This is a genomic window from Streptomyces griseocarneus, from assembly GCF_014655595.1.
Classification (GTDB): domain Bacteria; phylum Actinomycetota; class Actinomycetes; order Streptomycetales; family Streptomycetaceae; genus Streptomyces; species Streptomyces griseocarneus.
Genome location: NZ_BNBL01000011.1, coordinates 1 through 22558, shown reverse-complemented (window position 1 = coordinate 22558; position 22558 = coordinate 1). Strand labels below are relative to the sequence as shown.

At 70.2% G+C, this 22558-nt stretch carries 24 protein-coding genes; 14 read left to right on the top strand and 10 right to left on the bottom strand.

All coding sequences use genetic code 11. The features are described 5' to 3' along the window. The first annotated feature begins 338 nt into the window (after window positions 1–338). From IE295_RS25135 to IE295_RS25120, 3 genes are all read left to right on the top strand, one after another. Window positions 339–1328, top strand: coding sequence for a PI-PLC domain-containing protein (locus IE295_RS25135; protein ID WP_190066044.1), 990 nt, complete (start codon window positions 339–341; stop codon window positions 1326–1328). A gap of 673 nt (window positions 1329–2001) precedes the next feature. Continuing rightward, on the top strand, window positions 2002–3282 hold the full coding sequence (locus tag IE295_RS25130) for an MFS transporter (RefSeq protein ID WP_190066043.1): 1281 nt from the start codon (window positions 2002–2004) through the stop codon (window positions 3280–3282). 483 nt (window positions 3283–3765) lie between these two features. Further along, on the top strand, window positions 3766–4254 hold the full coding sequence (locus IE295_RS25120; RefSeq protein ID WP_190066042.1) for a GNAT family N-acetyltransferase: 489 nt from the start codon (window positions 3766–3768) through the stop codon (window positions 4252–4254). Between the two features lie 226 nt (window positions 4255–4480). Here the strand turns inward: IE295_RS25120 and IE295_RS34495 are convergent, their stop codons facing one another. Both IE295_RS34495 and IE295_RS25110 read right to left on the bottom strand, forming a co-directional pair. Further along, window positions 4481–4591: a transposase gene (locus IE295_RS34495; RefSeq protein ID WP_372479098.1), complete on the bottom strand. Its 111-nt coding sequence runs from the start codon at window positions 4589–4591 to the stop codon at window positions 4481–4483. Window positions 4592–4717: 126 nt separating this feature from the next. Then, on the bottom strand, window positions 4718–5638 hold the full coding sequence (locus tag IE295_RS25110) for an NADP-dependent oxidoreductase (protein ID WP_190066041.1): 921 nt from the start codon (window positions 5636–5638) through the stop codon (window positions 4718–4720). A 75-nt stretch (window positions 5639–5713) separates the two neighbouring features. Between IE295_RS25110 and IE295_RS25105 the strand changes: the two genes are divergently transcribed. Together IE295_RS25105 and IE295_RS25100 are read left to right on the top strand one after the other, a co-directional pair. Continuing rightward, a complete protein-coding gene (locus IE295_RS25105; protein ID WP_190066040.1) occupies window positions 5714–6139 on the top strand; it encodes a winged helix-turn-helix transcriptional regulator in 426 nt (141 codons plus the stop codon). 498 nt (window positions 6140–6637) lie between these two features. Beyond that, complete coding sequence (locus IE295_RS25100; RefSeq protein ID WP_190066039.1) at window positions 6638–7066, top strand: DUF3592 domain-containing protein; 429 nt, start codon at window positions 6638–6640, stop codon at window positions 7064–7066. Window positions 7067–7259: 193 nt separating this feature from the next. Here the strand turns inward: IE295_RS25100 and IE295_RS25095 are convergent, their stop codons facing one another. Next, window positions 7260–7898, bottom strand: coding sequence for an SRPBCC family protein (locus IE295_RS25095; protein WP_190066038.1), 639 nt, complete (start codon window positions 7896–7898; stop codon window positions 7260–7262). 264 nt (window positions 7899–8162) lie between these two features. Between IE295_RS25095 and IE295_RS25090 the strand changes: the two genes are divergently transcribed. Beyond that, complete coding sequence (locus IE295_RS25090) at window positions 8163–8822, top strand: TetR/AcrR family transcriptional regulator (RefSeq protein ID WP_190066037.1); 660 nt, start codon at window positions 8163–8165, stop codon at window positions 8820–8822. Between the two features lie 411 nt (window positions 8823–9233). On the opposite strand, the gene IE295_RS25085 is transcribed toward IE295_RS25090, so the two are convergent. Both IE295_RS25085 and IE295_RS25080 read right to left on the bottom strand, forming a co-directional pair. Next, window positions 9234–9428, bottom strand: coding sequence for an SCO3870 family protein (locus tag IE295_RS25085; RefSeq protein ID WP_190066036.1), 195 nt, complete (start codon window positions 9426–9428; stop codon window positions 9234–9236). Window positions 9429–9626: 198 nt separating this feature from the next. Next, window positions 9627–10226 (bottom strand): short chain dehydrogenase, encoded by a 600-nt coding sequence (locus tag IE295_RS25080; protein WP_190066035.1) that lies wholly within the window; start codon window positions 10224–10226, stop codon window positions 9627–9629. 164 nt (window positions 10227–10390) lie between these two features. On the opposite strand from IE295_RS25080, the gene IE295_RS25075 reads away from it, so the two are divergent. Further along, on the top strand, window positions 10391–11254 hold the full coding sequence (locus tag IE295_RS25075; protein ID WP_190066034.1) for a LysR family transcriptional regulator: 864 nt from the start codon (window positions 10391–10393) through the stop codon (window positions 11252–11254). A 133-nt stretch (window positions 11255–11387) separates the two neighbouring features. On the opposite strand, the gene IE295_RS25070 is transcribed toward IE295_RS25075, so the two are convergent. Next, the gene (locus IE295_RS25070) at window positions 11388–12185 is read right to left on the bottom strand and encodes an aminoglycoside phosphotransferase (protein ID WP_190066033.1); all 798 of its coding nucleotides are present in this window, start codon (window positions 12183–12185) and stop codon (window positions 11388–11390) included. A 341-nt stretch (window positions 12186–12526) separates the two neighbouring features. Here IE295_RS25070 and IE295_RS25065 point away from each other — a divergent pair, with 341 nt between their 5' ends. After that, entirely contained in the window at window positions 12527–12931 is a 405-nt protein-coding gene (locus IE295_RS25065) for a VOC family protein (RefSeq protein ID WP_190066032.1), read from the top strand. 320 nt (window positions 12932–13251) lie between these two features. Here the strand turns inward: IE295_RS25065 and IE295_RS25060 are convergent, their stop codons facing one another. Further along, complete coding sequence (locus IE295_RS25060) at window positions 13252–14331, bottom strand: LLM class flavin-dependent oxidoreductase (RefSeq protein WP_190066031.1); 1080 nt, start codon at window positions 14329–14331, stop codon at window positions 13252–13254. A 392-nt stretch (window positions 14332–14723) separates the two neighbouring features. Then, entirely contained in the window at window positions 14724–15233 is a 510-nt protein-coding gene (locus IE295_RS25055; protein ID WP_190066030.1) for an ArsI/CadI family heavy metal resistance metalloenzyme, read from the bottom strand. 97 nt (window positions 15234–15330) lie between these two features. Between IE295_RS25055 and IE295_RS25050 the strand changes: the two genes are divergently transcribed. From IE295_RS25050 to IE295_RS25040, 3 genes are read left to right on the top strand one after another with little or no spacing between them, the layout of a single operon-like run. After that, window positions 15331–15726 (top strand): ArsR/SmtB family transcription factor, encoded by a 396-nt coding sequence (locus IE295_RS25050; RefSeq protein ID WP_190066029.1) that lies wholly within the window; start codon window positions 15331–15333, stop codon window positions 15724–15726. Beyond that, window positions 15723–16826, top strand: coding sequence for an ACR3 family arsenite efflux transporter (arsB, locus tag IE295_RS25045; protein WP_190066028.1), 1104 nt, complete (start codon window positions 15723–15725; stop codon window positions 16824–16826). The genes IE295_RS25050 and arsB overlap by 4 nt, the downstream gene beginning before the upstream one ends. Next, a complete protein-coding gene (locus tag IE295_RS25040; protein ID WP_224323294.1) occupies window positions 16819–17238 on the top strand; it encodes an arsenate reductase ArsC in 420 nt (139 codons plus the stop codon). The genes arsB and IE295_RS25040 overlap by 8 nt, the downstream gene beginning before the upstream one ends. Before the next feature lie 289 nt (window positions 17239–17527). Here IE295_RS25040 and IE295_RS25035 read toward each other — a convergent pair whose 3' ends face one another. Then, window positions 17528–18391 carry an NAD(P)-dependent oxidoreductase gene (locus tag IE295_RS25035; RefSeq protein WP_190066026.1) on the bottom strand — a complete coding sequence of 288 codons (864 nt, stop codon included), beginning with the start codon at window positions 18389–18391 and terminating at the stop codon, window positions 17528–17530. Between the two features lie 166 nt (window positions 18392–18557). On the opposite strand from IE295_RS25035, the gene IE295_RS25030 reads away from it, so the two are divergent. The 3 genes from IE295_RS25030 to IE295_RS25020 all read left to right on the top strand — a co-directional run bounded on the left by IE295_RS25030 (window position 18558) and on the right by IE295_RS25020 (window position 21736). Next, a complete protein-coding gene (locus IE295_RS25030; protein WP_224323293.1) occupies window positions 18558–19430 on the top strand; it encodes a helix-turn-helix transcriptional regulator in 873 nt (290 codons plus the stop codon). A gap of 223 nt (window positions 19431–19653) precedes the next feature. Further along, window positions 19654–20382 (top strand): dienelactone hydrolase family protein, encoded by a 729-nt coding sequence (locus IE295_RS25025; protein ID WP_190066025.1) that lies wholly within the window; start codon window positions 19654–19656, stop codon window positions 20380–20382. A 37-nt stretch (window positions 20383–20419) separates the two neighbouring features. After that, on the top strand, window positions 20420–21736 hold the full coding sequence (locus IE295_RS25020) for an outer membrane protein assembly factor BamB family protein (protein ID WP_190066024.1): 1317 nt from the start codon (window positions 20420–20422) through the stop codon (window positions 21734–21736). 253 nt (window positions 21737–21989) lie between these two features. On the opposite strand, the gene IE295_RS25015 is transcribed toward IE295_RS25020, so the two are convergent. Further along, a partial coding sequence (locus IE295_RS25015) for a malic enzyme-like NAD(P)-binding protein (protein WP_308437408.1) occupies window positions 21990–22558 on the bottom strand: 569 nt, incomplete at its 5' end.

Here is a 22558-nt window from a genome sequence, read left to right as displayed (position 1 = left end):
CGGACCAGTCCACGCCGAGCACCTCGGCGAGCCGTTGCAGCGCCTGCTCGGTGCGTCCGTAGGCGATTCACCGGCATCGCCTTGCCGGAGCCGGCAGAGGTGTTCCCCGTCCCGGTGTGGCCCGGAGCGTTCCATTCAGGCGTTCCAGGCCGCTTACGTCTCCCCTGGTCAGAGCTCACTTTCGCGTTCCAGCGTCCCGAAGTGTCCGGGTTTCGTGGCGGCCGGGACGCATTACCCCGCAAGCTCGGGTGGTCCAAGCGCCACATCCAACGATCTGGTGCGTATGCAGAGATTCGGGCGGTGCCGGGTGGCGCCACCGACTTGAAGGAGTACCTTTCTTGACCACTCACCTTCGACATGGCGCCGGCCCGCGGAGGGCACTGGCGGTGCTGGCGGCACTGTGCGGGATCATCGGTGCCACCGCGCTCGGTACGACCTCGGCGGCAGCAGCCGATCAGCGCCACGCGATCTACGCCATCGCGCACCGGGTCGACACCGTGGACGGCGTGGACGCCGCGCTCAAACATGGCGCCAACGGCATCGAGATCGACGTCTGTGCCTGGTGGAATCCGAACGAATGGCGCGCCTATCACGACTGTTCCTCAGCCGGTGACAACCGGCGGGGCCCCAGCTTCGACAGCATGATCGACCGCATCGTCTCCAACGCCAACGCAGGGCGTCGGCTGGCGTTGGTCTGGCTGGACATCAAGGACCCGAACTACTGCGGGGAACAGCAGAACCGTGGGTGCAGCGTCGCCGGACTGCGGGACAAGGCGCAGAGGCTGACGGCTGCCGGGATCCAGGTGCTCTACGGCTTCTACGAGTACCACGGCGGCAGCACCCCGGACGTCGGCGGCAGGGGCTGGAAGAGCCTGGAAGGCAAGCTCGGCAAACTGGAGGGCATCACCACGACCGGGACCCGCGATCAGGTCCGAAACGCCTTCAACCGGTCCGGCTCCGGATTCCCGGCCGGTCGCCGGGTGATGGACTACGGTGACGGCAATATCGCCAACGGTTTCGGCAACTGCACCGAAGCCAGCCGCAACACGTGCGCGGAACTGAAGAAGGGCGCCGCGGACCGCGCCGCCGGACAGCTCGCGGCCACGCTGTCCTGGACGACCACCTACAACGATCCCTGGTACGTCGACAAGCTGCTGGGCGATGCGCGTGTGGACGGCATCATCGCGGGCTACGGCAACTTCACCGGAGAGCACGAGTACGACAACGGCTGGCAGTGCGCCAACGCCATCAACCTTGTCCGTGACTGGGTGAACCGTCACAGCTCCAGCCACCGCATGGCCACCAGCGGAGACCGCCTGTTCAGGTAGCGGACAGCCTCAGGCCGGGTCCGGGCCGCCCTGCGCCCATGGACCCCTGGGCCCCTGGACCCCCTCAGTCCGTCGGCCGGGATTCCCGGCCGACGGCTTTCGAGCCTGCGGAGCTCGGCGCGCGGCAGCGCGCCAACCGACGTACGGGAGAGGTGTGAGGCGGTTACTCCGCCCCTTCACGGAGCAACGCGCGAAGCCGCCGATGCGCCCCGCGACTCCCCCTGCTGCCGGCGACCCCGCCGGCTCGGGGGTCGGCCAGGCAGCGCCCTTCAGCCGGCTTTGGCCCGCTCGGCCTGCGCTTTGGAGGCTGAATCGGAGCGGCGACCGGCAGCTCACCGGGCGCTGCACACGATCGTACTGATCCGCATGCGCATCGACCCGGCCACGGCGGCCGGCCAAGGAGAGCCTGACGTCCGCCAACAACCTTGTGATGGCCACCTGACGGATACAGCAGCCTCGAAGACCGGCGCAACTGCCGTAGCATCGGCGGCCGGACGGCCGTGAAGTCTTCCCATGGACAACGTAGACAACGCCCTATTGTCTGGGGCCTCGCCGAGTGCGGCCTGCGGCGATGTCGCCGAGCCGCTGCGCGAAGCAACCCCCGTTGTCCGCGGCAAGGGAGGGGGCCGTCCGTCGTGGATCGGTTGTGCGGGTGAGTGGCGAGGGGTCGGGAATGAGGAGCGGGCACCGGCTGGGACGTCTGCTCGGACCTCGGCTGGGGCGGCGGTTCGGGTGGCTCTGGGGAGCGTACGGGACCAGCGCGCTCGGCACGTGGCTCGCCTTCGGCGCGTTCCCGCTGATCGCCATCCAGGTGCTGCACGCCGGACCGGCCGAGGTCGCCGCGCTCTCCTCCGTGGGGGCTGCGGTGGGCGCGGCCGTGGCGGTGCCGCTCGGCCCGTGGGTGGAGTTCCGCCGCAAGCGGCCGGTGCTGATCGCGATGGATCTGGTGCGGTTCGCAGCGCTGCTGACGATCCCCACCGCGTTTGCGCTCGGCGTGCTCACCTTCCTCCAGCTCCTGCTGGTCTCGGTCGTCGTCGCGGCGGCCGACATCACCTTCCGCGCCGCCTCCGGCGCGTACCTGAAGACGCTGCTGCCGGCCGAGGACCTGCTCGTCGCCAACGCCCGATTCGAGTCCACGGCCTGGACGACCACGATCATCGGACCACCGCTGGGCGGCGCGGCGATCGGGCTCCTCGGTCCGGTGGCGACGGTGGTGGCCGACGCGGTCAGCTACCTGCTCTCGGCCCTGGGCATCCGCGCGACGGGCGGGCACGAGCCGCGGCCCGAGCCCCGGGAGGCCGCGCGCATGCGGGCCCGGGACCTGCTCGACGGCTGGCGGTACATCCTCGCCGACGCGACGCTGCGTCCACTGTTCTTCAACACCGCCTTGTTCAACGGCCTGGTGATGGCCGCCCAGCCGCTGCTGGCCGTCCTGATGCTCGGCCGACTCGGGTTCGCACCGTGGCAATACGGCCTCGCATTCGCCGTGCCCTCGATCGCCGGCCTGCTCGGTTCGCGGCTGGCCCGACCGCTCGTCACCCGATTCGGGCAGCACCAGGTCCTGGTCGCGGCCGGAGTACTGCGCGCGCTCTGGCCCGTCGGCCTGGCCTTCCTGGGGCCGGGCACCGGAGGGCTGCTGCTGGTCATGGGAGTCGAGCTCGGGCTCATCTTCTGCTGCGGAGTCTTCAACCCCGTCTACGCCACCTACCGCCTCGAGCGCACCGCAACCGACCGGGTCGCCCGCACGCTGTCCGCCTGGGCGGTGACGACCAAGGCCTCGACCGCGCTCCTGACGGCCGTCTGGGGCGTGCTCGGCGGCCTGCTCGGCCTGCGTACAGCCATCGGCCTGGCCGGCGTGCTCCTGCTGGCGACCCCGCTGCTGCTTCCCCGCCGCGCGGCAGCGCTTCTCTCCGAGCCGGAGCCAAAGCCGGAGCCGACACCGGGCCGCGCCTGATGCGCGGCATCCCGCGAGTTCTCCTGAGCCCCGCCGAGTCCCTGCCCTGTGGCCAGGGCGTTCTTCCTCCTTCGCATGCTCTGTTGGCTTGTGACGTACTGCCGGCCCCGCCAACCCGAGCCTCCTCGCCTTCGACCCGACCGCCCGGAACTACACCGCCTCGAAGCTGATGTCCCAGGCCGGCCTGCGGGTGAGCGAGGCATGCGGGATCGGCCTGGACGTCATCTGCGTCGTGCTCGACTGCGAGATCGCGAGCTGCTGATCCCGGAACCGCAGAAGGTCACCCGTCCCGGCCAGGAGAACGTCCCCCAGACCGCTGTCGGCGCCGCCGCACCGGTTCCGGCGGTGGTGCCCAAGCGTCGCGACAGCCGGTCGCTGCCGACGGCATGAGCCGGTATCCGAAGGGCTAGGCCGTGTTTTGAAAGGACCGAAGTAACCCTGCATGTAAGAGGCTCTCTGCCTTGCATCCCTATACTGCGTTCCATGGAGTTCATGACGATCAGGCGTGCCACCGCGGTGGACGCGGAGGGCCTCACCGCACTGATGCAGGGGTCCAGTGCGTACCGGGGGCAGTACGCCACGGTCATCGCCGGCTACCGGGTCACTGCTGAGTACATCGAGCAGCATCAGGTCTTTGCCGCTGTCGGCGCGGCCGGACAGCTCGTGGGCTTCTACTCGTTGGTACTGGAACCCGCTGAGCTGGATCTGGCGTTCGTGTCTGACGGGGCGCAGGGCTCGGGGGTCGGACGAATGCTCATGGAGCACATGCTCGGCGAGGCGGGGAGGGCGGGCTTGGCCTACGTGCGTGTCGTATCGAACCCTCCAGCGGAACAGTTCTACCTGCGCATGGGTGCCGAGCGGGTGGGGACGGTTCCCCCGACTCCACCGAAGGTGACTTGGGAACGTCCAGAGCTGCGATTCGCCATAGTCCACCAGCGTGCCGTTGAAACGGCCGTCACAGCCATTCGTTGAATTGCGGCGATGGAGACGGTGGCCTCGAAGCGGACCGTGAAATTGTCGAAGCGGGTGGCTACTGCCCGGTTGCGCGTCAGACGGTTGATGCAGCACTCGACTGCGTTCCGGGCCTTGTAGTTCTCGCGGTCGAGAGCCGGAGGCCGCCCAGCAGACGTCCCCCGGCGTCTGCGGTGGCCGGCCTGATCGGCAGGTCCGACGGCGTCCGCCCGGGCCTGCGGCCCAGTCAGCACCGCCGACCGGACCCCGTCACGCTGCCACGCCTGAAGAGTCCGTAGACCGTCTGCCACGTCCCGTACTCGGCTGGCAGGTCCTGCCAGGGGGCGCCGGTTCGCACCCGCCAGCGGATCCCGTCGATCAACCTCCGCCGGCCCGCCGACGCCCCGTGTTCGACTGCTTCTCGCGAGTTCCTGCCCCGCGTTGTCGTTGTTTTCACGGCCTGCACGGAGGGGTGACCTTCGCATCAAGGCACCAGCACCAGGCGACCGCGCAGCCCACCCGCCGCCAGCCTGCGGTGCGCCTCGGCGACCTTGTCCAGCGGCAGGACGTCGGCGACCCGCGGACGCAGCCCGGCTGCGGCCAACTTGGCGAGGCGGGGGCCGTCCGCGCGGATCCACACGTTGCCCACCCGGATGCCGCGCAGCGGCGTCGGCGCGTTGCCCAGCACGCTGACCAGCGAGCCCCCGCCGCGCACCGCGTCCAGCGCGAGCATGCCCACGGACGCCGCGTCGACCGCGGCGTGCACGCCGCCGGGCACCAGGTCGCGCACCGCGGCGGGCAGGTCCGCAGTCCGCGGCACGAAGAACTCCGCGCCGAGGTCGCGCACCAACTCCTCGTCGCCGCCGCCCGCGACCGCAACGACCCGCAAACCGGCCAGCGCGGCGAGCTGCACCGTGTAGCCGCCCACCGCCCCCGCCGCTCCGGTGACCAGCAGCGTCTCGCCGGGCTCGGCCCCGGCGACATCGAGTGCCTGAGCAGCGGTGAGCCCGCCCAAGGGCAGGGTCGCCGCAGCCACCGGGTCGGTGCCGGCCGGCACCGCAGCGACCGCGTCCGCATCCAGCACCACGTACTCGGCCTGCGTCTTGAGCCGCAGCGCCAGCCGGTCGGACAACCCGATCACCGCGTCGCCGAGTCGGAAGCCAACGACCTCGGGCCCGAGCGCATCGACGGTGCCGGCGACATCCCAGCCGATGCCGATGACCTCCCGCTCAGGGAGCAGGCCGCCCGCCGTGAGCGCGCCGGAGCGGGTCTGGACGTCCACCGGGTTGACAGCCGCGGCGGCGACCCGGATCCGGACCTGGCCGGAACCCGGTACCGGCACCGGAACCTCCGCCACCTCAAGGACTTCCGGGCCACCGAAGGAACGAACGATCACAGCTTTCATATCCACGAACCTACGGGGTGTTACTCTCCGCCGGGAAGTACGCACTTCGGAGTGCCTAACCGACCCAGGAGTGTCATGGCCACCCGCACCGCCGCCCAGCGCCGTGCCGACGAGCGCGCCGCCTACGATGCCTACCTCGCCACCTGCCCGGCCCGGCAGTTGCTGGACCGGATCAGCGACAAGTGGGTGAGCCTGGTGTTGAACGCGCTGGCCGACGGGCCCCTGCGGTACCGCGACCTGAACCGGATCATCGCCGGGGTCAGCCAGAAGATGCTCACCCAGACGCTGCGCGCCCTGGAACGTGACGGCCTGCTCACCCGCACGGTGACCCCGTCGGTGCCGGTCCGGGTGGACTACCAGCTCACCCCGCTCGGCCGCAGCCTGCTGCCGGTGATGGCCTCGATCAAGGCATGGGCCGAGTGCCATATCGAGGAAGTCCAGACCGCCCGTATGGACTACGACCGGGGCGTGGCTGCGGAGCCGCCCGTACCCGGTCCATGACTCTCGACCCCGCCATGCTCTTGGGGGAACACCGGTACAGCCGTTGGCGCTGACCACGATCACGGCGATCTCCTCGGAGGTCAGCGGGTCTTCCGGCCGGGCCGGCGGATGTGGACGGGCTTGGGTCGCAGCGGCAGGCCGTCGTCCGCCGCGGCTTCCTCGTCCCGCCGAACGCCTTGCCGTAGCCCGGCAGCGCACTCACCATGCCTGGCGCACCGAGTGGAAGCGCCGCACCGTGCAGTGGCGCCTGGAGGGCGCGGAGCTCGCCGCGGACCTGGATGCCGCCACGCTGCGCCGACTGTGACCGCCGGAGCTGGGCAGTCCGTTCAGCCTTCCCCGATCTGCCGAAGGTGCCTGAAGAAGCAGCTGATGCCTATGAGGCATCTGCCCCGGGTGCTCCTTGCTTAGCATGCTCACAGCTAAACCTGATCATGGAAAACGGCGGTGAACGGGCGCCCCACAGTGTGCATCCCGGGCAACCACACTAAGGAGCTGTGCATGAACGAAGCCCTCACGATGGGCCTGCTGGTCCTGGCCGTCTTCGGCTCGGGGTGTGCATTCCTCACGTGGCAGCTGGTCGGTCGGCTGCTGTCGCTGTTCGGTGGCATAGCGGTGGAGGGCCGCTGCGTACGCCGCTACTCGACTGAGTCGAGCGAGAACGGGACGCAGTGGCATCACGTCTACGGCTTCACGACTCAGGAGGGCCAGTACGTGGAGTTCGAGGAGGACGCCATGTTCATGGCGCAGGGTCAGGTCGTGACTGTCCGCTACCGGCCCGCGAAACCTGCCCGTTCGGCCACGATCATGGGACGGGGAGGAGCCTGGTCGCCGCTGTTCGGTCAGCTCCTGGGCATCTTCGTCACGGGCATGTTCACGCTGCTGGGTGTGATCTGGGTCTGGGTTGGAACCGGCAAGCCGGGCTCGTAGAGGCGTCGTACATCACGGTCCAACCACCGCGAGGCCGTAGTCCGTCGGGACGTGGACCGTCTGCTCACCCGTCAGTCCGTTATGCGCGGCCCAGTCGTCCGTCGGCATACGGGTGTGCCGCGCCGCCGTCCTCGTTGCGCATGGGGAGCAGGGGAACGGCGGCGCGGGTCCGGATCCGGGTCTGGTTCGTGGTTCAGTGCGGCCGGTTGTGGGCGGGGGCTTCGGCAGCGGTCTTGAGGTCGCGCAGCCATGCTTCGAGACCCTGGCGGAGGATCTTGGTCGCGGTGGGGACGTCCGCTTCGACCTCGGCACCGGTGTGGGTCTCTTCGGTGCTCACGCGGACGCCACCGTTGACCTTGGTGAAGTTCCATACATGGACGCCGTCGATGCGCAGTCCTTTGCCGACCGCGGGGCCGGTCCAGCGGATGCAGGAGTTGTGTTTGAGCTGCTCGACGCTCGAGGTGATCTCCAGGCTGGTGGCGGGAGTTGTGGGGTTGGGAGGTACCGGGGTCGTCCAACGGAACGCCGAACCCTTGCGGAACGGGCCGCCATCGAGGCGTTCCACGGTCGTGACGGCGTCCTGCCAGGACGGCCAGCGCTCCACGTCGGTCTGCAGCTTCCAGATGGTGCGCAGCGGCGCGTGGATCACGGTCTCGGTTCGGTAGCGGACGCGGGCGTTGGGGTCGACGCCTTCCCCGCGGCAGGTGAGGGGCTTGGCGGGGTGAGAGGTGGCGGCCCCGGCCGGTGCGGCGGCGGTGCCGAGGACACCGATGGCGACGAGCGGGACGGTGAGCAGGGTGGCGCGGGCGCGGGTGCTGCGGATGCCGGACATGGTGTTCCCCTTGTCAGTCGGCGGGCGAGCGTTGTCTGTTGAGCGCGCGTTTGCCGTCGGGTGGGTGCCGGGTCGTCAGGCCGGCGCGTCACCGGCTGCGGGCATTCCTTGCGGCGACGGCGCCGGGCGGGTTCGGAGCGGCCTAGAAGCTCACGTGTTCGTTAGAAGTTATAACGCGAAGCGATGTGAGGGGGCAACGGGTGCGTGATAACCTCTAACTAAATTTTGAGGGTGTAGCCATATGGGTGGGGAAGGTGACAGGCCATGGCGGATGCAGAGGCGGACGCGAGGACCCCGCGGGAGCGCTATCGCGCCCAGGTGCGCACGGAGATCAAGGGGCACGCCTGGGAGCAGATCGCCACGGCAGGGGCGTCCGCGCTCTCCCTCAACGCGATCGCCAAACAGATGGGCATGAGCGGCCCCGCGCTCTACCGCTACTTCGCCAGCCGCGACGAGCTGATCACCGAACTCATCCGGGATGCGTACCGAAGCCTCGCCGAGACCCTCCGCACTGCCTCCGGCACCGGTGCCGGCCTGGCCGGACTGGCACACGCCCTGCGCGGCTGGGCCCGGGAGGACCCCCAGCGCTACTTCCTCATCTACGGCACCCCCGTCCCCGGCTATCACGCGCCCGAGGACATCACCGGCATCGCCGACGAGATCATGAAAACCCTGCTCGACGCGTGCACGGCGCTCGCCCCGGACGGCCCCCCGTCTCCGTTCGACGCCCACCTGGAAGACCACCGGGACTGGGCCGCCGGCCACCCCGCCCCGCCCACGGCCCTCCACCGGGCCCTGACTTTCTGGACCCGGCTGCACGGCGTTCTGTCCCTGGAGCTCGCCGGCCACTTCACCAACATGGGTTTCGACCGTGACCTGTTCTTCGCAGCCGAGCTGGATGACTTGCTGGCACACAGAGCTTGACACCGCACGCGCTGCAACGCCTGCTCGAATCCCGTTCCGCAAGACCCGGAAGCGAATTTTGCTGGTGCTGTGCTCGCGGTGCGGGTCGCGGAAAATGGCAGCGCCGCAAGGCTTGTGGGGATCCAGTGCATCAGGGAATCGGTGCCGACCTGCCAGGTATGGCCGCTCAGGGGGGTAATTCCTCGGCCGCTCGGTCTTGCGGATGGCCGGCGCGACCGGTGAGGTGCGGCGGACGACGGCCCGCCGCGACGGCGGAACACTCCAGCGACGAGGATCTGGCGGGTGACGTGATCACAGTGACCGTTGCGTTTCTTTGACCCGCTGGACCCGTCCAAGGCCTGTCCGGTGAGTCGAGTGACAGGATCCACCGGACAGGCCCTCGCCATGACGCCCGCGCCGTGGCCGAAGGACTCAGCTCGAGTGCAGCCGGCGAGCGCGGAACCACATCACCACAGTCGTGATCGCGGTGAAGTACGCCGTGCCGGCCAAGAAAGTCACGTCCTGGACGTACTGCTCATAGCCTTCCGCGCGCAACTGAAACGCGAAGAACACAAGTGCAGTCCCGAGCACTGCGAGCGCAACGGCGCCGAATGGGACCTGTTTCATTCCATGTCCTCCCAGCAGTGAAACGACCTGGTCATCGTTGACTCTACGTGTGCGCCGTCAACGCCCCCCCAGGTGCCTGGTACGGCGTCACTCCCCGGTGCCGAGGCCCCCGTTCTAGCCACAGTCACCAGACCGATCGCTCCACGTCAGCTGAGCCAACCAGCCTGGGGGCGCACCAACCGACCTGTCGGACAGCCCCTAACGCACCCGGTACACCTGCCCCGTCTGCGCCCCCTCGACCGAGCGGACGTAGGCCGTCGCGACGCGGGCCGCCGGTACGGGCTCCATGCCCGCGAAGAACGGACCGTAGGCGGGCAGGGACTCCTCGGCCACCGTCGGGCTCACCGCGTTGATCCGCTGCGGCGGGAGCTCGATCGCGGCGGCCCGGACGAACGCCTCGACCGCGCCGTTGGCCGCGGACGCGGCGGCCCCGGCCACGATCGGCTCCTCCGTGAGGATCCCGCTGACCAGCGTGAACGAGCCGGTCGCGGCCACGTGCCGGGCGCCCTGGCGGACCAGCTCGAGCTGGCCGAGGGCCTTGCCGCGGAACGTCGCCGCGAAGTCGTCCGCGGCCAGCTCGGCCAGCGGTTTGAACACGGCGTCGCCCGCCGCGACGGCCACCGCGTCCAGCGGACCGGCCTGCGCGTACATCCGGGCCACGGCCTCCGGGTCGGTGACGTCGCAGACCAGGTCCCCGCCCGTGCGGCCCACGCCGATCACCTCGTGGCCCCGCTCCGCGAGCGCCTTGTGCACCGCCGAGCCCAGCGTGCCGCCCGCGCCGACCAGAAGAATCTTCACAGCTAACCGTCCAATGCCTGAATAAACGAATGCCCGGAAATACCGGGAGCTCCCTGGGAGTGCCCCAGGAAGGGAAGCCGGGCGAACCACCCGGCACATCCGACGCTACGGATCGCGCTCCGCACCCGGAAATACCGTCTGGGCAGCGACTATGCTTCCCAGGCATGGATGTGGAGCTGCGTCACCTCAAGGCCCTGGCCGCCATCGCCGAGGCGGGCACCGTCACCGCCGCGGCCGCCCGGCTGCACATGACACAGCCCGCCCTCTCCCGCACGCTCGCCCAGCTGGAGGCGCGCGTGGGCGTCCGGCTGGTCGACCGCTCCTCCCGGCATCTGGACCTCACCCCGGCCGGGACGACCCTCCTCGGGCACGGGCGCGCCATCCTCGCCCACCTCGACGCGGCACTCGCCGACACCCGGGCCGTCGACCGACCGCTGCGGCTCGGCTACACGTGCGCGGTCCTCGGGCAGCAGACCGTTCCCCTGCTGCGCTCATGGAGGCGGGCGTACCCGCACGCGCCGCTCGAAGTGGTCCGTCAGGACAACAGCACCGCGGGCCTGGCCACCGGCGACACCGACGTGGCGGTGCTCCGCACCGCCCCCGCCGACCCGCGCATCCGCACCGAGGCCCTCTACACCGAGGACCGCGTCGCCGCCCTGCCCGACGACCACCCGCTCGCGGCCCGCGACCGGGTGCGCCTGGCGGAGCTCACCTCCGGCCCGGCCCTCCCGCTGGCCCTGTGGCCGGACACCGGCACCGCCTCGGTGGACCTCTGGCCCCCGGCGCAGCGCCCGGACCGCACGGTGGAGGTGCGCAACGTCGACGAGTGGCTGAACCGCATCGCCACGGGCGGCGCATTCGGCATCGGCGCCGCCGGCACGGCGGAGAGCCACGGCCACCCGGGGGTGCGCTTCGTCCCGGTCGACGACGCGCCCGCCGCCACGGTCTACCTCGCCCGCCCGGCCCACCCCACGCACCCGCGCACGGAGGAGTTCCTCGCGGCAGTGCGGGAGGTGGTCAGCGCCTGAGGGCTGTCCTGCGGGTCACAACCGGGACCCTGGCCGGGACCACAGCTGCTTGCCCCGCACCGTTGGTATCCGGGCCCAGAGCGGGTGGGCGCCTCGGGCTCATCACTTGCGACGCCCGTCCGAAGAATCACCGTCATCGCCTGTGGCGGTGGACCGCCCACTGGCATGCGGCCCTCTGCATACGCGATGTCCAGTCGTCGGGTGCGGCTCCAGCGATCTCGTCCCAGAGGTTTCGCTGTGCCTGAGCGAACGCGTCGACACCCCGCGTGGGTGCGACCTGCCAGGCGGTGGTCCTGCCGGCCCAGGACTCGGCCTGCGCGGGGGTGTGGCCACCGGCGATGAGCCAGATGACCCAGAGGGCGGGGTCGATCCATCCCGCGCCCCGCGAGGCCCAGGCCCAGTCCACCATGCGGGCGTCCTGAGCGATCAGCACGTTGGTGGTGTTCCAGTCGGTGTGGAGCAGCCGGTCTCCGTCGAAGAGTTCGAGCGCGGTCTCGTCGTCCACGTAGGACTGCATCCGCTGGGACATGGTGCGGAGCGGAATTCGGGGGGCGGCGATGTTCGAGAGCCTGTGGAGCGCTTCGACGACCAGGGGCAGGTGTGGTGAGCCGGGGTTGTAGTCGGCATGTGGTGCGTCGATGTCCTCGAAGCCGAGCAGGTTCCAGCCCTCCTCGCGAATGTGCCACAGGAGCGAGGGGGCGATGGGACGTACGTAGGGGTTGACGGCGGCTTCTCGGTCCTGCGTCCACGCTCGGGGGTGGTCGCTGCGGAGTCCCTTGACGAAGACGGTGCCGTCCGGGGTGTGCAGCCGGGCCGCGATCTCGCTGTTGAAGCCGGCGGAGAGCATGTCGACCTTCAGTACGGGCCCGGTGACTGACTCGACGGCGTCCTGCACGGCGGTGGGGATCTCATCGAGGCGGTGAGTCGGCATGGAGGCAGGCTGCCAGACGACAGCGGTCGGGGAAGCGGGTAAGGCGAAGTGCGTCACGATCTCGCCGGCACGGCGAAATGGTGACCGTCTGGTGATCAGTTTTGATCTTGGGCCGGCTTACTGCCTTGGTACTGGTGGGCTCGTGCATGCAACTGTCGCCAATTCTCGGCCCGTCCGGCGTGTTGGTGACGGTTTGTGGTCGTCATCGGCGGCTAGTGGGTGCGGGCCTCGACGCCGAGAGCGGTGTTGTTTAGGATCATGGGCACGGCATCGCGTGTCGGTCACCGGCTGGGTGAGGCATGGAGGTGCCCGTGAGATTGCCTTGCGGAGGCATTCCACACATGTCAGTCGAGTTGAATCACACCATCATCCATGCCCGGGACAACCGGGAGTCGGCCGAGTTCCTGGCGCACATCCTGGGACTTGAGGTCGGGACCGAGTGGGGCCCGTTCATTCCCGTGGCCACCAGCAACGGGGTCACCCTGGACTTCGCCGCCATCCCGGCCGAGTCGATCGTCATGCAGCACTATGCGTTCCTCATCTCCGATGAGGAGTTCGAAGCGGCATTCGCGCGCATCCAGCAGGCCGGGATCACGTACTACGCCGATCCGCATCTGAAGCAGCCTGGAGAGGTCAACCACCACCACGGTGGGCGCGGACTGTACTTCATGGATCCGGCCGGGCACGGCATGGAGATCATCACACGGCCCTACGGCAGCCACGAGCAGCCGCCGACGGCTTCGTGAGGCAGTGGCAGGTCAGGGAGTGCACGGAGTGCCCTGGCCTGCCGCTCCGTGGCGTAGTTCAACTGCCATGAGTTCCCCGCGGAGTTCAGCCTGCTGGTGACCGTGTGAGGTCGCCGGGGCGTATCGGCTCCAGGCCCCGACGTTCTCCCGTCTGACGAAATCCATGTGGACGCGAAAGTGTCAGCGGCCGCAGCCGGCTCCTGCCCCAGGCCAGGGCGATTGCAAAGTCTTGTTGATCTTGCAGGTGCGCAGGTGCGCAGGTGCGCAGGTGCGCAGGTGCGCAGGTGCGCAGGTCAAGGGTGTGCGGCAGGTGGGTCAGCTCAGGTGAGGAGTTTCGCGAGCAGGGCCATCTCGGTGGGCGGGTCGATCACCGGCTGGATGAGGAGTTCGTCGACGCCGGCCTGTTCCAGGGTGGTGATGCGGGCGAGGAGGTCATCGCGGGTGCCGACCAGGGCCAGGGTGTTCATCAGCGAGGGCAGAACCAGGTCCCGGTCCTGCGGTGCGATGCGTCCGAGGTAGTTGGGGTAGAGCTTGGTGTGCCGGTCCGGCGCGGTGGCGGTAGTGCCGCGCCGGTCGAGGAGCCGCCGCACCGCCTCGCGTTCCTCGGGGCCGAGCTGCTCGGCGAAGGCGGGTGTGTCGGCGGCTGTGTCGGCGGCGAAGGCCAGCAGCGACAGGACGAGGTGGCCCGTCGCGTCCCGGGCCGCGTCGCCGTGGGGGTCCTCGTCCTCGTCGAGCAGGTGGAGCGAGGTGACCACGTAGGAGTCCGCCCGGGAGTCCGTGTGGGAGTCGGGGGCGCGGGGTGCGCCCTGGGCGGCGTGGCGGCGGGTGTCGTGCAGCGCGTGCCATGCTGTGGGGTCCAGCAGGCCGAAGGAGATGAGGCCGGTGCCGCGGCGGCCGGCGACGGCGGCGGCCTTCGGTCCGAGCAGCGCGGCCACGACGAACTCGATCGGGTCGGCGGTGTTCACGTGTGCCCCGGCGTGCAGGAACCGGATGTCGCGGACCCGGTCACCTTCGCGGTACTCGGTCGAACGTCCGGCGCACAGGTCCTGCAGTGCGACGGTGAAGTTCTCCAGCCTGGCGGCCGTGGTCGGCCGCATTCCCAGGGTGCGCCGGGCGGTGTTTCCGGTGCCGACCCCGCAGATGATCCGGCCCGGTGCCAGGGCGTTGAGGCTGGCGAGCCCGCTCGCGGCGGCCGGGGCCGAGCGCAGCGCCGGTGAGGTCACGCCGATGCCGAGCCTGATGCGGCTGGTGGCCTTCGCACACAGGCTCAAGGCGACGAAGGGGTCGCCGTGGACCATCGGGGTGTCGTTGACCCAGAAGCTGTGCAAGCCCAACTCCTCGGCCCGCACGGCGAGGTCCTCCACACCGGGCTGCGCGGCGACAACGACGCCTGCACGCATCAGAACCTCCAAGGTGTGAGGATCGAATCGAACCCGCTCAGCATGGCAGGTCCCGGTGCAGGGCCGTTGCGGAGTCGCGTGATCTTGTAGCGTCGCAGGGCGGGGTGGCCGTGCCTGACGCAACCCAGCGCCGCGATCATCCGCCGGGTGCTGGAGCGGGTCTGCCCAGGTGGGCCGGCCGTCTTGGCCGGGGGCGATCCGGCCGGGGCTACCACAGTCGCAGTGGACGGCAAGAGTGCCCGCGGCTCCCGCAACGGCCACGTCCCGTCCGCACACCCAGCGCGAGCACGTCCGCTTCCTCCCCCGGCACCAGTAGGCGCACTACCTGCTGGCGGTCAAGAACAACCAGCCTTCCCTGTTGGGGCCTTGAGCGGCTACATCTCGGAATGAGGTCAGCTGCCGCAGGAGCATCCTGCTGCAGCCTTGGCCTCGGCCGGAGTCCGGTCGGGGTCGATGGCCTGCTCGTCGGGGGTGCAGCAGGAGGTGGTGCCGCAGCACGCGTCCGGGGTGTTGTCGGCGCTCTTGCTGAGGGTGTCGGCGTCGGCCTTGACGACGTAGACCTCCCAGGGCTCGCGGCCGGGGCCGTGGACCCAGACCTTGTCCTGGAGCGCGTAGCAGCAGGAGGTGTCGTTCTCCTCGAAGGTGGCCAGCCCGGCCGCCTTCAGGCGCTCGGCGGCGGCCGTGACCACCTCGGTGCTCTCGACCTCGACGCCGAGGTGGTCCAGGCGGGTGTCCTGGCCGGCCTCGCCCTCGATGAGGACGAGCTTCAGCGGCGGCTCGGCGATGGCGAAGTTCGCGTAGCCGGGCCGGCGCTTGGCGGGCTCGACGCCGAAGAGCTTGGAGTAGAAGGTCACCGACGCTTCGAGGTCGGCGACGTTGAGGGCCAGCTGAACGCGGGACATGACGATCTCCTCGATCCTCTTGTATCGATGATCCCCTTGTATCGATCGATTTCGATACAAGGTTGCGCCTTGAATCGACAGGTGTCAACATAGACATATGTCGAATCAGGAATTCGTTGTGCTCGGGCAGGAAGGCGCTGACGGCTGCTGCCCCGGTCTGCTGACCGCCCCGCTGGCCGAGGACCAGGCCGTGGAGCTGGCCAGGGTCTTCAAGGCCCTGGGCGACCCGGTCCGGCTGCGGCTGCTGTCGATGATCGCCTCCCGGGCCGGCGGCGAAGTGTGCGTCTGCGACCTCACCCCGGCCTTCGACCTGTCGCAGCCGACGATCTCCCACCACCTCAAGCTCCTGCGCGAGGCCGGGCTGATCGCCTCGGAGCGGCGCGGGACGTGGGTGTACTACCGGCTGCTGCCGGAGACGACCGACCGCCTCGCCGGCATCCTCACCCGCCCTGCCGGGCAGCCCCTGCCCGAGCCTGTCGAGGCCCCCTCGTGACGCGCCCGACGGCCGCCCCGGTGGCGGCCCGGCTGTCCTTCCTCGACCGCTACCTCGCCGTGTGGATCCTCGCCGCGATGGGCGCCGGCCTCGGCCTGGGCCGCCTCGTCCCCGGCCTGGGCGACGCGCTCGCGAAGGTCACCGTCACCGGCGTCTCCCTGCCGATCGCGCTCGGCCTGCTGGTGATGATGTACCCGGTCCTGGCCAAGGTCCGCTACGACCGCCTCGACACCGTCACCCGCGACCGCCGCCTCCTGATCCCGTCCTTGGTGATCAACTGGGTGCTCGGCCCCGCGGTGATGTTCGCCCTCGCCTGGCTGTTCCTGCCGGACCTCCCCGAATACCGCACCGGCCTGATCGTCGTGGGACTCGCCCGCTGCATCGCCATGGTCATCATCTGGAACGACCTGGCCTGCGGCGACCGCGAGGCCGCCGCCGTGCTGGTGGCGCTCAACAGCGTCTTCCAGGTGATCACGTTCTCCGCGCTCGGCTGGTTCTACCTCTCCGTCCTGCCCGGCTGGCTGGGTCTGGAGACCACCGGCCTGAACGTGTCCGTACGGGAGATCGCCCGCAGCGTCCTGATCTTCCTGGGCATCCCGCTGGCCGCCGGATACCTCACCCGCCGCCTCGGCGAAAAGGCCAAGGGCCGCACCTGGTACGAAGCGAAGCTGATCCCGCGCATCGGGCCGTTCGCTCTGTACGGTCTGCTGTTCACGATCGTCGTGCTGTTCGCCCTCCAGGGCGACGCGATCACCTCTCGGCCGCTTGACGTTGCCCGGATCGCGCTGCCCCTGCTGGCCTACTTTGCCGTGATGTGGGCCGGATCCATGGCCCTCGGCCGCGCGGTCGGCCTGGACCACCCGCGCACGACGACACTCGCGTTCACCGCGGCGGGCAACAACTTCGAGCTGGCCATCGCAGTCACCATCGCCACCTTCGGGGCTTCCTCCGGCCAGGCCCTGGCCGGAGTCGTCGGCCCGCTCATCGAAGTCCCTGTCCTCATCGGCCTCGTCCATGTCGCCCTGGCCGCCCGCCGCTACTTCCCCTCACCCACCGCCGACCTGTTGGTCACCGCCCCGGAAGGTTCCGCCCGTGCCTGAGACCAAGCCCTCCGTCCTGTTCGTGTGCGTCCACAACGCCGGACGCTCCCAGATGGGCGCCGCCTTCCTCACCCACCTCGGCGCAGGCCGCGTCGAGGTCCGCTCCGCCGGCTCCGCCCCGGCCGAGACGGTCAACCCGGCCGTCGTCGAGGCCATGCGGGAGATCGGCATCGACATCTCCGCCGAGACCCCGAAGGTCCTCACGGCGGAAGCGGTGCAGTCCTCGGACGTGGTGATCACCATGGGCTGCGGAGACGCCTGCCCGTACTTCCCCGGCAAGCGGTACCTCGACTGGAAGCTGGAGGACCCCGCCGGTCAGGGCGTCGCCGCCGTCCGCCCGATCCGCGACGAGATCGAGCAGCGCGTCCGAGGCCTGCTCGGCGACCTCGGCATCGAGGCCCGCGCGCGATGACGGTCGCCGCTGCCTGCGTCACGGCGATGCGGGCCGAGCACGCCGAGCAGGTCCTGGCCATCTACGAGCTCGGAATCGACGGCGGCGGCCATCGTCGGCCGGTGGCGGCTTGCCCTGCGCCGTGCAGCCGCTCGTCCGAGGCCGACCCGTGCGTCCCGGCCCCGGCCCACTCCAGGCCGTGTTCGGCCTCGCGCCTGCTACGTCCGTACCTGCGGCCCTGGTCCGCGCGGAGGAGAGCTCGACGCGTGCCGAACAGGGACCGCGTGCCGAACAGGGGACTGGGCCCCCGCTACCGCGGTGCGACCGGGTTCACCGTGCTCCAGTCCTCCTCGCCTCGTCCCTCGGCGAGCGCGGCGGCGAAGAGGGAGAGGACGCCGTCGAGGAGAGGGTGGCGGTCCTGGCCGGTCCCTTCGGCCATGCGGGCCGCGTAGGTGAGGTCCTTGTGGGCCCATGCGGCGGAGAAGTTCAGCGGCTCGGGCGGGGTCAGGTAGCTGTCCCAGGCGAGTCGGGTGACCACACCGCCGGGGCGGTCGAGCAGGGCCTCGCCGACCTGGTTCGGGTCGAGGCCCGCCGCCTCGGCCAGGCGGAGCGCCTCCCCGAACCCCGCCAGGTGGACGGCCTGCAGGGCGTTGAGGATCAGCTTGAAGCGGGTGCCCGCGCCGGCCGGCCCGAAGTGCCGTACATCCCGGGCGATCGCGTCGAACACCGGCCGCAGTGCGGGCAGGCCGCTCGCGTCGCCGCCCGCGAGGAGAACCAGGTTGCCCGTACGGGCGGCGGCGGCTCCGCCGGTGAGCGGCATGTCGTAGAAGGTCACGCCCTGCCCCGCGCACCGGGTGGCGAGGTCCTCGATCCAGTCGACCGACAGGGTGGCGGAGGCGATGAGGACGGCGTTCCGGGCGGCGCCTGCCAGGATGCCGTCGGGCCCCAGCCAGACGGCGCGGGAGGAGCTGTCGTCGGCGGTCACTTCGAAGACGACGTCGGCGCGGGCCGCGGCCTCGGCCGGGGTGGCCGCCACGGTGGCTCCCGCGCCGGCGAGTTCGGCCGCCTTGTGCGGGGTTCGGTTCCATACGGTCACGGTGTGACCGTGCTTCAGGAGGTTCTCGGCCATCCCCTGACCCATGATGCCGAGCCCTATCACTGCCACGTTCGCCATTGCTGTGGTTCCTTTCGCCTGGCTTCCTACGACGGCCGTCTGCTGCGTCGGTTCACGGCCGCCGGGGCCCCAGTCTGCGTGGGCGGGACCCCTTCGGGGACACCCGGTCAAGAGGGGCCCTCGCAGGGCCCCTCTTGCGTGGCGGAGTGATCGTCATACTCGACACGTGGACATCGACAACGCACCCGGACTGGGAGAGTTCCTGCAGACGCGGCGGGCCAGGGTCACGCCCGAGCAGGCCGGCCTGCCGGCAACAACCGGGCGCCGGCGCATCACGGGCCTGCGCCGCGAGGAGGTGGCGCTGCTCGCGGGCGTCAGCATCGAGTACTACCGGCGGCTGGAACAGGGCAAGCAGCACCGTCCGGGTCCGGCGGTCCTGGAGGCGGTCGCCCGGGTGCTCCGTCTGGACGAGGACGAGCGTCGGCACCTCTTCGAACTCGCCAAGGCGCCCCGGGACGTTGCGGAACCGGGGACCGCGCCGCAGCGTGTCCTGCGCCCGGATGTGCTGCGCATGCTGGAGATCGTCGACCCCTGTCCCGCGTACGTGCTCAGCCGGGCCAACGACCTGCTGGCCGCCAACACACGCGGTCTGCGTCTCCTGCCCGGCATCGAGGAGTGGCCCGGGCCGCGCCGGAACACCGCCCGCTACACCTTCCTCCACCCTGCCGCGCGCAGGCTGTACGGCAACTGGGAGGACGTCGCGGCAGCCACCGTCGCCCATCTGCGTGCGGCGGCCGGGCGGTACCCGGACGCGCCCGACGTCACCGGCGTGGTCGGCGAGCTCATCGTCAAGAGCGAGGAGTTCGCGACGCTGTGGCAGCGGTACGAGGTGCGCAACCGCACCAACGGACGCAAGCATTTCACCCACCCTGCCACCGGGACCATGATGTTGAGCTACGAGGCGTACGAGGTCGCCCGCACCGACGGCCACCGGCTGATCGTCTACCAGGCCGAGCCGGACAGCCCCGACCATGACGCGATGCTCCTTTTGGGGCACGCGGACGCCTCGTGCGCCACAGGGGGGCAACGCCCCATGTGAATTGGGCACTTACGGCGCCGAGCACGCCCTGCCGCGACCGGTACGACGACGGGCACCATTCGCCCTCCGCGAGGCACTGGTCCTTGTGATACTTTCAGCCCGCCGTGCAGTACCGCGAATTCGAGGAGGTGAGACCGATCAACGCTGTGACAGGTCGGGGCTCCCTCTCTCGCATGGCCTAGGGAGCGCCCGCACAAGGCATCCCGAAAGGCTTGAAACGCTGATGCGCTTCACCTCTCAGACGTCGTCGGACGACGTCACCGAACAGTTCTTCATCCTCGACGAGATTCCCGGCGTGCTGTGGACACCGCAGGACGCCAACGGTAGCCGTCCCCTGATTCTCCTGGGCCACGGCGGCGGGCAGCACAAGATGGCTCCCGGCATCGCGTCCCGTGCGCGCCGCTATGCGGCCGAGGGCTTCGCAGTCGTCGCGATCGACGCACCGAATCACGGTGACCGCCCCAAGGACGAGGAGTTCGGCCGGATCGCGGCCGAGATGCGGACCGGCATGGCCGCAGGCGAGAATCCCGGCGCGCTGGTCGCCGCCATGCACAGTCATCTGGCGGGTCAGGCGGTCGCGGACTGGCAGGCGGTCCTGACCGCGGTCCAGCGCCTCGACCAGGTCGGCGATGGCCCAGTGGGTTACTGCGGCATGTCGATGGGCTGCGGGCTCGGCATCCCGCTCATCGCCGCCGAGCCCCGGATCCGCGCCGCGGTGCTGGGCCTGCTCGGTGTGCACGGGCTGGCCGAGGACGCCGCACGGATCACCGTCCCCGTGCAGTTCCTGGTTCAGTGGGACGACCAGATGGTCCTGCGGGACCAGAGCCTGGCCCTGTTCGACGCCCTGGCCTCAGCCGAGAAGACGCTGCACGCCAACCCTGGCAAGCATGGGGACGTGCCGGGCTTCGAAGTGGACAGCTCGCTGGAATTCTTCGCCCGGCACCTGAGCTGACACAGAATCGCCGTGCCGGGCGCGCTAAATTTCGGGCGTGTTATTGAATTCGAACATGCATCGCCCGTCGCGGCGGGCCTTCCTCCTCTCCGCGACCGTCGGCGTCCTGGGGGCCGGTGGCTACGCGGGGTGGGAATTCCTGCGCGACGAGGACGTCCCCGCCCCGCCGCTGCGGACACCCACGTGGACCTACGAGGCGCAGGATGAGCTGCGCTGGAGTCTGACTCACGACGGGCACAGCCTCTTCACCTCCACGCAGTACCCTCCCCACCTGCTCGCGGTGGATCCCGCCACTGGGCGCGGCCGCTGGAGCGTGCAGGTCGGCAAGGAGCACCGGGAGGGCGGCCCCATCGCGGTTGCCGAGGGCACTGTGTACCAAGTCGCTGATGACGGCGTGGTCCGGGCGCACCGGGCGGAGGATGGGCGGGAGCTGTGGTCCGCGGGGCCGGTGGGGACGGGCTCTCCGTGGACGCCGGTGGTAGTCGGCTCCACCGTCTGCGTCGACCTGCAGCGCAGTACCGACGACGAGGCTCCTTTTGCGCAGGGTGTTCTGTGCGGTCTGGACGCTGCCACCGGACGGGAGCGCTGGAGCGCCCCGTCGTCCAGGATCTTCCGGGCCCTGCCTCGGCAGCGGCTTCTGCTGGCCCGTACCGGCAAGCTCACCGACGCGAAGGCCGACACGCGCCCGGTCGGGGCATTGGATCCGCGCACCGGTGTGGCGCGCTGGAAGGCACCGGCCTTCGGCGAGGGGGATGCCATCGATCTCGCGCCGGACGGTGGCACCGTCTACCTGCTCGACGAGCAGCTCCGGTTGTGTGCGTACGGCACCGAAGCGGGTGAACGCCGGTGGCGGGCGGAGGCCATGGACGGGGCGATCACCGCTGCGGCGGATGGCAGCACCGTGTACGTGTGCACCTCCGGTGGGGACCTCGCCGCCTATGACGCCGCAAGTGGTGAACAGCGCTGGCGGCGGACCGTCACCAAGGATGTCTGCCGCCCGTTCCCCCTCCGGCACGGTGGGCGTATCTTCCTCACTTCCGATGACGGGTACGGGCACGGGACCGGTGACTTCTTCGGCATGGGAGGGAGCCGCGGCTATGTGCTTGCGCTGTCCGCGGACAGCGGAAGGAAGCTGTGGCGTACCGATCGCCTGGAGACGTGCTGGTCGGTGCCCTTGGCCGCCGGTGACGACGTGATCGTCGCCCACGACTCGGACTGGTGGGCCTACAGCACCTGCACCGGCAGACCGACATGGCGCCTGACCACCGGCGACGCCTATTCGGGCACCCCGTATGTCATCTCAGGGGTCCTGTACGGAGTCTCCTCCAAAACGATTCAGGCTGTCCGGCTCTGACGCGCCCCGGCCCGGGCGGGCCTGCCTGATCAGCGAGTCAGGGTGGCGGTAGGCGGGTGGGCCGCCGTCCGGAGCTGGCGGCCCGGCGGGGGTGGTTGTCGCCGTGGGCCTCTGCCTGCCAGGCCGGCCCAGAGGCCCACGGCAGTGTTCCGGTTGGAGGGTCAGGTGGTGCGGATCCGCGCGGACGCGTGTCCGGTGCGGTGACGAGGTGTGGGCCCCGGACACCGACGCCCGCGAGGAGTCCGGCAACCGCTCATTCGCCCTGACGGAGCACCGTCGCCGCCTGCTTCACCGCGGCGGCGACGGCCGCGGTGGCATTCGGGTTGAAGACGCTGGGGATGATGTAGTTGGCGTTGAGTTCGTCGCCGGCGACGACGTCGGCGAGGGCGCGGGCGGCGGCGAGCATCATGTCGGTGTTGACCGTGCGGGACTGGGCGTCGAGCAGGCCGCGGAAGACGCCGGGGAAGACCAGCACGTTGTTGATCTGGTTGGGGAAGTCGGAGCGGCCGGTGGCGACGACGGCGGCGGTCTGGCGGGCGATCGCGGGCTCGACCTCGGGGTCGGGGTTGGCGAGCGCGAAGACGATGGCGTCGTCGGCCATGGCGGCCACGTCCTCGCCGTTCAGGACGTTGGGGGCGGAGACGCCGATGAAGACGTCGGCGCCGCGCACGGCTTCCTTGAGGGTGCCGGTGATGCCTTCGGGGTTGGTGTTGTCGGCGATCCAGCGCAGCGCGGATCCGGGGTCGGCGGAGACGAGGTCGGGGCGGCCGGCGTGGACGACGCCGTGGATGTCGGCGACGACGGCGTGCTTGACGCCGGCGG

Bases quoted from the DNA above. Each gene is read 5' to 3' on its own strand.
- IE295_RS25130 (WP_190066043.1), top strand. From the start codon at position 2,002: ATGAGGAGCGGGCACCGGCTGGGACGTCTGCTCGGACCTCGGCTGGGG.
- IE295_RS25120 (WP_190066042.1), top strand. From the start codon at position 3,766: ATGGAGTTCATGACGATCAGGCGTGCCACCGCGGTGGACGCGGAGGGC.
- IE295_RS25110 (WP_190066041.1), bottom strand. From the start codon at position 5,638: ATGAAAGCTGTGATCGTTCGTTCCTTCGGTGGCCCGGAAGTCCTTGAG.
- IE295_RS25105 (WP_190066040.1), top strand. From the start codon at position 5,714: ATGGCCACCCGCACCGCCGCCCAGCGCCGTGCCGACGAGCGCGCCGCC.
- IE295_RS25100 (WP_190066039.1), top strand. From the start codon at position 6,638: ATGAACGAAGCCCTCACGATGGGCCTGCTGGTCCTGGCCGTCTTCGGC.
- IE295_RS25095 (WP_190066038.1), bottom strand. From the start codon at position 7,898: ATGTCCGGCATCCGCAGCACCCGCGCCCGCGCCACCCTGCTCACCGTC.
- IE295_RS25090 (WP_190066037.1), top strand. From the start codon at position 8,163: ATGGCGGATGCAGAGGCGGACGCGAGGACCCCGCGGGAGCGCTATCGC.
- IE295_RS25085 (WP_190066036.1), bottom strand. From the start codon at position 9,428: ATGAAACAGGTCCCATTCGGCGCCGTTGCGCTCGCAGTGCTCGGGACT.
- IE295_RS25075 (WP_190066034.1), top strand. From the start codon at position 10,391: ATGGATGTGGAGCTGCGTCACCTCAAGGCCCTGGCCGCCATCGCCGAG.
- IE295_RS25070 (WP_190066033.1), bottom strand. From the start codon at position 12,185: ATGCCGACTCACCGCCTCGATGAGATCCCCACCGCCGTGCAGGACGCC.
- IE295_RS25065 (WP_190066032.1), top strand. From the start codon at position 12,527: ATGTCAGTCGAGTTGAATCACACCATCATCCATGCCCGGGACAACCGG.
- IE295_RS25060 (WP_190066031.1), bottom strand. From the start codon at position 14,331: ATGCGTGCAGGCGTCGTTGTCGCCGCGCAGCCCGGTGTGGAGGACCTC.
- IE295_RS25055 (WP_190066030.1), bottom strand. From the start codon at position 15,233: ATGTCCCGCGTTCAGCTGGCCCTCAACGTCGCCGACCTCGAAGCGTCG.
- IE295_RS25050 (WP_190066029.1), top strand. From the start codon at position 15,331: ATGTCGAATCAGGAATTCGTTGTGCTCGGGCAGGAAGGCGCTGACGGC.
- IE295_RS25035 (WP_190066026.1), bottom strand. From the start codon at position 18,391: ATGGCGAACGTGGCAGTGATAGGGCTCGGCATCATGGGTCAGGGGATG.
- IE295_RS25025 (WP_190066025.1), top strand. From the start codon at position 19,654: ATGCGCTTCACCTCTCAGACGTCGTCGGACGACGTCACCGAACAGTTC.